Here is a 5,252-nt window from a genome sequence, read left to right as displayed (position 1 = left end):
ACATTCAATGAACAGCATCTTAGCCAAAAAAACCTTCTGCAACCAGACCACAGAACCCAAAACACCGATTCAGTCGAGAATTTAGGAAAGCTAGCCGGAAGCCAAACTTCAAAATTTGGCTAACCTAATTGGTTTTAAAAGCTTACAGCAACTTGGTTTGCTGAGAACTTTCCACCATAGATATGGTTGAAGAATCGAATTCAAAAACACAAAAGCCAGCAACTTTCGATAACCTTACAAACCTAGAATTATCAAAGCGCTATAACACCCGCTTAAGTGGCTGCCAATGCAATACAACGGCTACCGCATTACGCCTTAAACACAATAATTACTGCAAACCTAAAGTGCCACGCGTTGGCAGTCCGCTTGAAGCGTTTGTTGTAGCGTACCAAGCATACAAACTCACTTGGTAACGAAGCATTTTGGCTACATTCAATGAACGACATCTTAGCCAAAGTGAGCTTCTGCAACCAGCCCACAAAACCCAAAACACCGATTCAGTCGAGAATTTAGGAAAGCTAGCCGGAAACCAAACTTCAAAATCTGATGAAGCTGAATAGTTTTGAAACCTACAACGACTTGGCTTGCGAGAATTTTCCACCTTGGATATGGCTGAGGAAACAAGCTCAAAAGCACTGAAGCCTGCAATTTTCGACAACCTTATAACCCTTGAATTATCAAAGCGCTATAACGCCCAATTAAGTAGCCAAAAACGTACAAATGTCGCTCCTGCAAACCACCTTAATCATTAAATTCACCGCAAACTAAAAATGCCACGCGTTTTTGGTCTGCTTGAATTGTTTGTTATACAAATTTTAGAATGGTATCTCTGGGTCATCGCTCACGTATGGTTTAAAGAGCTCTAACCATTCAGATTCACTGTCACCTAATGATGAAAGTAAAAGTCCACAAAATGAAATGTAAAACTCACTGACACTAGGCTCAACACGTTTATAGAACTCACCAAGCGAGTTACCGCAAAAAGCGTTTAGACCTTTAAATTCTTTGATATTGGCTTTTTTGACATCATTTGTAATCTGATTCGAATGCTTCAAAGCATTCGACACTCTACGCAAATCGTTAATTAACTGATAATGTTTTGCTTGAGAAATACTAGCGCCCTTAGACTTGGTGAGCTCTTTTAGTGCATCCCAATTATAAAGTCCATGAGTATCAGCGTCAGGATAAGCTAAAGAGATAAAGTGCTTTAGAGCAATTTCGATATTTCTATATTTATAGATAACCTCAAGCTCTCTAATTACATATACCTTCGATTCAACATACTCCAACTCAATCTGATTTTCCATTTGACGAGCTATCAGGTCATTGTAACAGTCAACACTAATGTTAGAGTTATCCACCGCACTTAACTCACTTTCGATACGGTCTAATTCACATTTGCATTCACTAATCTGAGTAGAAAATTCAGAATAGAGTTCTTCACTTAGATAATCGAGCGTAGAAGTTGTGCCCTTAACTAGTTTCAAGTATTTATTTCTAACTTCATCAATGTCCATTGAATACCTATTTGTATAACGCCCAGTTAAGTAGCCAAAAACGCACAAATACCGTTTCTGCAAACTACCCTAAACACAAAACTCAACGCAAGCTTAAAATGCTACGCGTTTTTGGTCTGCTTGAACTGTTTGTTGTAGCGCAACGAATAACAAACTTACTTGGCAATGACGCACTTAACTTGCATTCAATGAACAGCATCTTAGCCAACAAAACTGACTGCAACCAGACCACAAAACCCAAAACACCGATTCAGTCGAGAATTTAGGAAAACTAGCCGGAAATCTAACTTCAAAATCTGATGAAGCTGAATGGTTTTGAAACCTACAACGGCTTGGCTTACGAGGATTTACCACATTGATTCAGGTTAAGGAATCGAACTCAAAAGCACGAAAGCCAGCAACTTTCGATAACCTTACAAACCTAGAATTATCAAAGCGCTATAACGCCAGCTTAAACCGCAGACAACGTACAAAACAAGCCGCTGCATTACGCCTTAAACACTAAATTCACAGCAAACTAGAAATGCCACGCGTTGTTTGTCGGTTTGAAGCTTTTGTTATACAACGTTAGATACATGAGCACAATATTGCCTAATGCCAAGCGAAAACCTGCCATCCAGTGATCTATATTCAATTAAGCCCAACAAACCATTAACTTCCAGCGAGTTAGTGAATTATGATGTCTGAATATTGGCTTAGGCAGGTAATAAAAATGAAGAGCGACTTCTGCAGCATTGATGGCTATCGACCTTCAAAAAGGACACTAACAGCTATCGATGAAATGAACAACGTTATAAAGATGAGTAACTACTTAGATAAAATCGTCGCACTTTTGCCGTTTTATCAAATTTTTGCGGGACGTAGCTCATACCGAGGTGTTGCACTTACCAGTGCAGGTTGGAATGCTTCTACCTATGATTGGAAACTATTTAATGAAGCTATGATGGCGATACCGGAGATAAAGAGAGTTCGTCTTGAAAATATAGCTGAAAGAGAAATGATGTTTGGTATGGGGAAGGATTATGATTTTTGGAAATGTGTTTTTAACTCGCTGTAAGATCGGATTAGCACTTGCTTTAACCCCATGCCTTACAAATGCAGAATTAGTTAACACCATAGAAAGCTCACAAAAACTGCTCGCAGAGACTTACGTAAACTTAAATGAAAAACTAGAAATCTGCTCAACACTTAAAAAACGACCAGTAAAAATAGAGGATAAATGGTTAAAGGAGCAGTCACTGATAGCTCAGAAGGCGATTATTTTAGAGCTTTCAAAGAAAGCGACAAAACGATGTGCACAACTAGAGGAAAGCGCTTATATTAACGCGGCTTTTGAACTCGCTGTCTATGGTGAAAGAAAAGCTCTAGATGAGTATTTAAAACTTCGCAGCTATGATAAGCCTAACAGTGAAATCCAAGCTATTTTAGATACCTTAGATCATGATCAATTAAAAAGGATCTCCAAACTTAACCAATATCAGTTCCCCTTTGATGCTATCTCCGCGTTTAAATAGGCTTTGAGCAAGTACTCCAACTTAAGTACTTGCTCTAGTTGTATAACGCCCAGTTAAGTAGCCAAAAACGTACAAATGCAGTTTCTGCAAACTACCCTAAACACAAAACTCAACGCAAACTAAAAATGCCACGCGTTTTTGGTCTGCTTGAACTGTTTGTTAGAGCGATACAAACAGAAAACTCGCTTGGCAATGAAGCAGTTAGCTTGCATTCAATGAACAACATCTTAGCCAACAAAANNTCAGTCGAGAATTTAGGGAAACGAGCCGGAAGCCTAACTTCAAAATCTGATGAAGCTGAATGGTTTTGAAACCTACAACTGCTTGGCTTGCGATGATTCTCCAACTTGATTCAGGTTAAGGAATCGAACTCAAAAACATTGAAGCCAGCAATTTTCGAGAGCCTTACCCCCCTTGAATTTTCAAAGCGCTATAACGCCCAGTTAAGTAGCCAAAAACGTACAAATGCGGTTTCTGCAAACTACCTTAAACACAAAACTCAACACAAACTAAAAATGCCACGCGTTTTTGGTCTGCTTGAACTGTTTGTTGTAGCGATACAAGTAACAAACTCGCTTGGCAATGAAGCACTTAGCTTGCATTCAATGAACTACATCTTAGCCAACAAAATTCTCTGCAACCAGACCACAAATCCCAAAACACCGATTCAGTCGAGAATTTAGGAAAACTAGCCGGAAGCCAAACTTTCAAAACCTGATGAAGCTGAATGGTTTTGAAACCTACAACGGCTTGGCTTGCCAGGATTTACCACCTTGACTCAGGCTAAGGAATCGAACTCAAAAACACGGAAGCCAGCAACTTTCGAATTCCTTACAAACCCCGAATTATCAAAGCGCTATAACGCCTTGTTAAGGTATGAGCAACGCAATACCGGTGCAGCCGCATACCACCTTAAACACGAAACGCAACGCATAGCAAAAATGCCAAGCGTTGCGAATCACTCTTAAACAAATTGTTAGCAGTATATCTTACGAAAACTCAACTTCTTCAGCTTGTTTTTCATAGATATGTTTTTGCCTCAAAACGGATACTTGAATTACAGCAGGGATTGTTACACGGTATGCAGCACCAGCAACATCAACCGCTGTCCACAGACCAGTAATAGCCCAACCAATTGGTCCGGTCAAAACCGCCATTGTTCTAGTAAGCGCAGCATTACCTGCGAACGTTAAGCCGCGACCAATTAGAGCTTTAGCCACCGCATTTACGATAATTAGCGTTAGCTGATATGACTTGAAACCTCCAGCACGGAATACCGCCTGAAAAACACCAACCATTGCTTCTTTCGTTATACCTGAAGTATTTTTTACACCAGTACTCAATGCCAATTCTTTGAGCTCTTCCGGTGACATTTTTTCAATAGCTTCCTCGAGAATTTTCATTAGCAAATTTTGCTCAATCTTTTCGACACTAGAGTTTTTATTGTAATTTACTTTCATCTTATCGCAGACATCAGTCAACACTTCCTTATATTCGACGCCTTTACCGCCACGTAAAAGAGTCACAAAAGTGTTGGCACCAAAACATTGCATTTCTGCAGCTATTTCTTCCCAGTACATCGCATGATCTGGATAGTGCCTTTTATATTTAGCGTGCTGAGTAAGCTCTTCAGTAAAGCGCTCCTCACCATCTTTATCGTGAGTTAAACAATAAACTAAGTCACCAAGGTCTTCTGATTTAATTGCTCCTAAAAACTCTAAATCACTATCATATCTGTAAGCCATTTTTTTTCCTTTATTACTATTTTATTTACAACAACTAACTTGTACTGCTAACGCCCAGTTAAGTAGCCAAAAACGTACAAATGCGGTTTCTGCAAGCTACCCTAAACACAAAACTCACCGCAAACTAAAAATGCCACGCGTTTTTGGTCTGCTTGAACTGTTGGTTAGAGCGATACAAGTAACAAACTCGCTTGGCAATGAAGTACTTAGCTTGCATTCAGTGAACAGCATCTTAGCCAACAAAACCTTCTGTAACCAGACCACAAAACCCAAAACACCGATTCAGTCAAGAATTTAGAAGAACAAACTGAAAACCAAGCTTCAAAATCTAGCGTTCCTAATTGGTTTTGAAAGCTTGCAGCAACTTGGTTTGCGCTGAGTTAACCACCTTGATGTTGGTTAAGGAATCGAATTTAAAACACCGAAGCCAGCGACTTTCGAATCCCTTACAAACTTTGAATTATCAAAGCGCTATA

6 protein-coding genes are annotated in these 5,252 nt (G+C 39.5%); 4 read left to right on the top strand and 2 right to left on the bottom strand.

The window, feature by feature from the left end:
* Positions 1-815 precede the first annotated feature (815 nt).
* Positions 816-1,517 carry a hypothetical protein gene (locus tag CW749_RS05520; protein WP_101111052.1) on the bottom strand — a complete coding sequence of 234 codons (702 nt, stop codon included), beginning with the start codon at positions 1,515-1,517 and terminating at the stop codon, positions 816-818.
* A gap of 11 nt (positions 1,518-1,528) precedes the next feature.
* Here CW749_RS05520 and CW749_RS05515 point away from each other — a divergent pair, with 11 nt between their 5' ends.
* The 4 genes from CW749_RS05515 (at position 1,529) to CW749_RS05495 (ending at position 3,714) form a co-directional block, all read left to right on the top strand.
* A complete protein-coding gene (locus CW749_RS05515) occupies positions 1,529-1,783 on the top strand; it encodes a hypothetical protein (RefSeq protein WP_101111051.1) in 255 nt (84 codons plus the stop codon).
* Positions 1,784-2,229: 446 nt separating this feature from the next.
* On the top strand, positions 2,230-2,574 hold the full coding sequence (locus tag CW749_RS05510; RefSeq protein WP_101111054.1) for a hypothetical protein: 345 nt from the start codon (positions 2,230-2,232) through the stop codon (positions 2,572-2,574).
* Entirely contained in the window at positions 2,540-3,031 is a 492-nt protein-coding gene (locus CW749_RS05505; protein ID WP_101111050.1) for a hypothetical protein, read from the top strand. Before CW749_RS05510 ends, CW749_RS05505 begins: the two co-directional genes overlap by 35 nt.
* A gap of 347 nt (positions 3,032-3,378) precedes the next feature.
* The gene (locus CW749_RS05495) at positions 3,379-3,714 is read left to right on the top strand and encodes a hypothetical protein (RefSeq protein ID WP_145997825.1); all 336 of its coding nucleotides are present in this window, start codon (positions 3,379-3,381) and stop codon (positions 3,712-3,714) included.
* A 306-nt stretch (positions 3,715-4,020) separates the two neighbouring features.
* Here CW749_RS05495 and CW749_RS05485 read toward each other — a convergent pair whose 3' ends face one another.
* Entirely contained in the window at positions 4,021-4,776 is a 756-nt protein-coding gene (locus tag CW749_RS05485; RefSeq protein WP_101111046.1) for a DUF3944 domain-containing protein, read from the bottom strand.
* Positions 4,777-5,252 lie beyond the last annotated feature (476 nt).

Origin of the sequence: Vibrio sp. vnigr-6D03 (assembly GCF_002835515.1) — a bacterium.
Taxonomy (GTDB): domain Bacteria; phylum Pseudomonadota; class Gammaproteobacteria; order Enterobacterales; family Vibrionaceae; genus Vibrio; species Vibrio penaeicida.
Note: the sequence above shows the minus strand (reverse complement) of the source record. Positions and strands in the feature narration are given on the sequence as shown.